General features: G+C 63.8%; 5 protein-coding genes. All 5 read right to left on the bottom strand.

All coding sequences use genetic code 11. The features are described 5' to 3' along the window. On the bottom strand, positions 1–1,006 hold a 1,006-nt coding region (gene fliF / locus ACJWXQ_RS03320), incomplete at its 3' end, for a flagellar basal-body MS-ring/collar protein FliF (RefSeq protein ID WP_406672136.1). Positions 1,007–1,056: 50 nt separating this feature from the next. Next, the gene (gene fliE, locus ACJWXQ_RS03325) at positions 1,057–1,380 is read right to left on the bottom strand and encodes a flagellar hook-basal body complex protein FliE (protein WP_346049273.1); all 324 of its coding nucleotides are present in this window, start codon (positions 1,378–1,380) and stop codon (positions 1,057–1,059) included. A 63-nt stretch (positions 1,381–1,443) separates the two neighbouring features. After that, positions 1,444–2,838, bottom strand: a complete 1,395-nt coding sequence (locus ACJWXQ_RS03330) for a sigma-54-dependent transcriptional regulator (RefSeq protein WP_406672137.1) — start codon at positions 2,836–2,838, stop codon at positions 1,444–1,446. Between the two features lie 20 nt (positions 2,839–2,858). After that, positions 2,859–4,061, bottom strand: a complete 1,203-nt coding sequence (locus tag ACJWXQ_RS03335; RefSeq protein WP_346049269.1) for an ATP-binding protein — start codon at positions 4,059–4,061, stop codon at positions 2,859–2,861. Between the two features lie 248 nt (positions 4,062–4,309). Then, positions 4,310–4,983 (bottom strand): sigma 54-interacting transcriptional regulator (locus ACJWXQ_RS03340; protein WP_406672138.1); only part of this gene is annotated, 674 nt, incomplete at its 5' end.

Genomic DNA, 4,983 nt, shown 5'->3' on the forward strand with positions numbered 1-4,983 from the left:
GCTGATTGGTCAGCGCCCCGGGCACGCCACGGCCTCGGGCACCCGGCTGTGGATCTTCGCTTTCCTGCTCGCTGCGAACGGCCGTGGTGTCCGGGTCAAAGGTCTCGCGGCTCTCCTCGAATCGGGTAAAGTCAAGATCCGCCGCCACCTGGGCACGAACCCGGTTGGGGCCGAGAATGGGGGTGAGGATATCCTCAATGCGCTCGACATAGGCCCGCTCCAGACGACGCGCATGGTCGAATTGCTCACGGGTGTCGGCGCCGAGCTGATCCCGCCCCTGGTCGGAGAGTAGACGACCACGCTGATCCACCACGGTCACCTGCTCGGCGGGCATGTCGGTGATACTGGAAGACACCATGTGAACGATGGACGAGACCTGTGACTCGCTCAGGCTGCGACCGCGATAGAGATTGATGAAGACCGAAGCCGAAGGCTGACGGCGATTGCGCACGAACACCGTGTCCTCGGGAATGGCCAGATGAACCCGGGCACTTCTCACCGCATCCAGGCTGTTGATGGTCCGGGCCAGCTCGGTCTGCAGGGCGCTGTGATAGCGGGCCCGCTCCATGAACTGACTGACCCCGAAGCCGGTCTCTTCGTCCATCATCTCGAACCCGGTGCCCGCCCCGCGCGGCAGTCCTTCGGCGGCCAGATGCAAACGGGCCCGATGCAGCTCACCCTCGGGAACCTCCACCGCGCCGGTAGTCCGGTTCAATCGATAGGGAATACCCGCCTCTTCCAGCGACTGCACGACCTGGGAGGCATCCTGCTGATCCAGATCGCCGTAAAGCGTTCGATGACCGGGTGACTGGGACCAGAGGAACACCACCACGGCAATGGCCACCGCCGCCGCCAGGCCGATGACCATGCCCATCTGGCGCCCGGCATCGCTATTCAGCATATTCTGAATCTGCAGAGCCGTGCTCCGGGATTCCTCACGCCGCTCTTCGCGGGGTGCCTGTTCCGCCGGGAGATTGCTAGCGCCTTCCGGTGCCTGTGCCGCCATTTGCTCCGTCCCCTGAATCAGTGTCTACTGCTATTTCGAGCCCAGTCGGATCAGATCTGCATCCGCATGATTTCCTGGTAGGCCTCTACCAGACGATTGCGGACCTCCGACATGGCCTGGAAGCTCACATCCGCCTTCTGCAGGGCCAGCATCACCTCGGTGAGCTCCACTTCCTTGTCGCCGCTGGAAAAGGCGTCCGCCAGCTTGCCCGCCGCCTGTTGGGTCTCGTTGACCTGATCAATGGAGGCCTTGAGCATTTCACCGAAATTGGGCCCCTCGCTGCTCGCCTCCCGCTGGGGACCATGGGGGCCGCCCGCCTCGGTCGAGAGCTGGCGCATCTGCTGCAACACACTTTCGATATGCGGATCGTTCATTATCCACCTCGCCTCTTCCACCGGCGCCGACAAATCGACACCAATCGACTACTCGATCAATAGCTAAGCAAGTTTCGCGCCAAGATCCCTCGGCAGCTCAATGCCGGCTTCCCGCAATCGGGCCATTTTGTAGCGTAGGGTCCGCGGACTGATGCCCAGACGGGCGGCGGCCTGCTTGCGGGAACCGCCCTCGGAACGCAAGGCATCGACGATCAGACGATACTCCCTTTGTTTGAGGGCATCATCCAGACCATTTGATCCGGCGGCAGCTGAAGGTGCAGGCTCGCCGGAAACAGGGGGCGACATTTCGCCACTGCCAGCGCTCACCGGCATATCGGCCCCGGGCTCGAAATGCAGGGCCTCCGCGCCGATGGTGTCCCCGTCCGCCAGAATCAGGGCACGCTGCATGACGTTATCCAGCTCCCGGATGTTGCCGGGCCAGGCATGGGCCTGAAGACGGGCCTCCGCGGTTCCGCTCAGAGCCGGCGCGGGCCGTTCGCCGCGACAGTGACGCTGGAGCAGATGCCTGGCCAGCGCCGGAATGTCATCCAGCCGCTCCCGCAGCGGCGGCAGACGCACCGGGAAGACATTCAGGCGGTAGTAGAGATCTTCCCGGAACTGTCCCTCGCGGACTGCCGCGGCGAGATCCCGGTTGGTGGTGGCAATGACCCTGACGTCCAGTTCAATGGTCCGCCGACCGCCGAGGCGTTCCACTTCCCGCTCCTGAAGCACGCGCAGCAGTTTTGCCTGCAGGGACAGGTCCATTTCGGAAATCTCGTCAAGCAGCAGGGTGCCACCCTGAGCCTGCTCGAACTTGCCGGGGTGGGCGGCCTGGGCACCGGTAAAGGCCCCCTTCTCGTAGCCAAACAGCACGGCCTCCAGCATGTTTTCCGGGATGGCCGCGCAGTTGATGGCGACAAAGGCCTGGTCGCGGCGGGGCGAGCAGTCGTGGACATATCGGGCATAGACTTCCTTGCCGGTACCGCTCTCACCACAGAGCAGGACCGTGGCCTCACTGTCCGCCACCCGCCGGGCCAGCTCCAGCACCCGAAGGCTGGCAGGGTCTTCGGCCACCGGGCCGCCGTCCGCTTCAGGCTGGAGTCGATGGCGCTCAACCATCTCCACCAGTCCCTCGGCCTCGAAGGGCTTCATCAGATAGTCCGTGGCGCCGCCACGCATGGCATCGACGGCCTGCTCGACCGTGCCGTAGGCCGTCATCATCACCACCGGCAGTTCCGGATGGTGGCTGCGTACATGGGCCAACAGGGCGCGACCGTCCATGGGTGCCATCTGCACATCGGTAACCACCATGCCCACCGGCTGTCGCCCCATGGCCTCGATGGCCGTTTCGCCGTCCGCCGCCTCAATCACGGTCAGCCCGTGAGCCATCAGTGTCTCGACAATGGCCTCGCGCAGATCGGCGTCATCTTCCACTACCAGAATCGGAAGCTCGCTCATTGGCTGCTCTCCCGTAGTTGTCAGTGTCTGGGATTGGCTCGCCGCCGGCCATCGGCCGCCTCCGGCAGACTGAGCAGAAATTCGACGCCCCCCTTGCGGGGCGTGCCGACCATCAATTCACCTCGATGGGCCTCCACCACCGAGCGAACCACCGCCAGACCCAGGCCCGTCCCCTGGGGGCGGGTGGTAAAAAAGGGCTCGAAAATCTGTTCTCTGATCTCGGTGGGAATGCCCGGGCCGTTGTCCCTTACCCGGATGAGAATGCGTTCCTGTTGCCGCTCCGCCTTCAGTCGCACCTGGCGATCCGACTGTGCCTGAGGCTGCACCGCCTCCGCCGCGTTATTGAGCAGATTGGTCAATGCCCCGAGCAAGGCAGCCCGGCTGCCTTCGATGTTCAGACCCCGACCGCCTTCCACGGCCAACTGAATTCGGCCGCGCCAGCGTGCCATGATCTGCCCCGAGGCCTCGGCAAACAGCTCGTCCACACCCAGGACCTCGTCATCGCGCCGTCCACCGCCGGCAAACATCAACATATCGCCAATCATGCCCTCGATCTGGCGCAGACGCCCGGCCAGGCGACCGCCGATCCGCGGCAGGGCCTCATCGCCGAGCCGGCCAGTTTCCAGTTGCCCGGCATAGAGCAGGGCGGCCGATAGCGGCGTACGGATCTGATGAGCCAGACGGGCGGCCATTTCGCCCATGGCCGACAGACGCTGATGGCGGTCCACCAACTCCTGCAGGGCCCGTGTCTCCGAGACATCGGTGAACAGCACGATCCGCCCCTGCTCCGCCTCCAGACTGCGCTGGGAGATGGAAACACGCCGCCCCGTTCTCAACTGGACCTCGCCGGTGCTGCGCAACTCGCCGGTGAAGGATCGGTCACGAACCGTTTCCCAGCGCTCTCCTTCCAGCGGACGGCCCAGCAGGGACTCGGCGGCGGGATTGGCGTCACGGACCCGGCCTTCCCCATCGATCACGATCACACCGCCGGGCAATGCTTCAAGGAGCTGCTCCAGGCGCCGCCCGATTCGCTCCTTCTCCGCCAGCTCCCGCAAACGGGCATCACGGGCCGCCGCCAGTTCCTGACTGAGGGAACTGACCTGGGTTTCCAGTTCTGCATAGGACTCGGAGAGCTGCCGCGAGGTGCGGGTAAACACCTCGAAGGCCTGCTCCAGCTCCTCCATCCGCTCTGAATCGTGCTGCTTCAGGGACGATCGACTCACGACATCGGCTCCGTCGGGGAATTGACAGTTCGCTCCGAGGGAGGCTTTTGCAATTGCCGTGCCGACTTTTTATTTTTCGCTAAAACCGAGACTTGGGATGTCTTTCGACCAATCTGCGCGGGGTATGTCGGTTTCCCGACGGGGTGGGTATTGAATGTCAGCGTGCCAGGCGGAGGATTGTCATCGCGGATGAATCCGCTCCCACGGCGCCAAGGACAGGTACCGGTTTTGCTCCTTGCTCCTTTATTTCAGGATTCCGGCTGCAGACCGTATTTGCGCAGCTTCTCAACCAGGGTGGTTCGTCGCATTTTCAGCAGGCGGGCGGCCCGGGCCACCACTCCGTCGGTGCGCTCCAGGGCCTGGCGGATCAGGCTCTGTTCCATCTCGGCGATGTGTTCTCTGAGGTCCAGCCCCTCTTCCGGCAGTTGCATGGGATCTGCTGCCGAGGCGCCATTGACGGTGGCGTCTTCCGTCTGCTCTTGCGGCTCCTCCCACTCGGGGAGATTGTCCGGATCACCGGGATCCGCCCCATAGCGACCGGGCAGGTCCTCCAGATCGATGATGCCACCGGGCTTGATGATTGCCAGACGCTCAAGCAGATTGGCCAACTCACGGACATTGCCGGGCCAGTCATAGGCACAGAGGGCGGCCATGGCCCTACGGCTAAGCCGTAGCCCGGGGCGGCCCTGATCCCGAATATTGGCGCTCATCAACCGTACCAGCTCGGGGAGGTCTTCATTGCGCTCCCGCAGCGGCGGCATTTCGATGGGGAACACGTTGAGCCGGTAATAGAGATCCTCGCGGAAATCCCCCTCCGCGATCATCGATTCCAGCTTCTGGTGGGTGGCGGCAATGATGCGCACATTGCACTCAATGGGTCGATTGCTGCCCACCCGCTCGAAGGTCCGTTCCTGAAGGACCC

The sequence above is a fragment of the Natronospira sp. genome (assembly GCF_007134575.1).
Taxonomy (GTDB): domain Bacteria; phylum Pseudomonadota; class Gammaproteobacteria; order Natronospirales; family Natronospiraceae; genus Natronospira; species Natronospira elongata.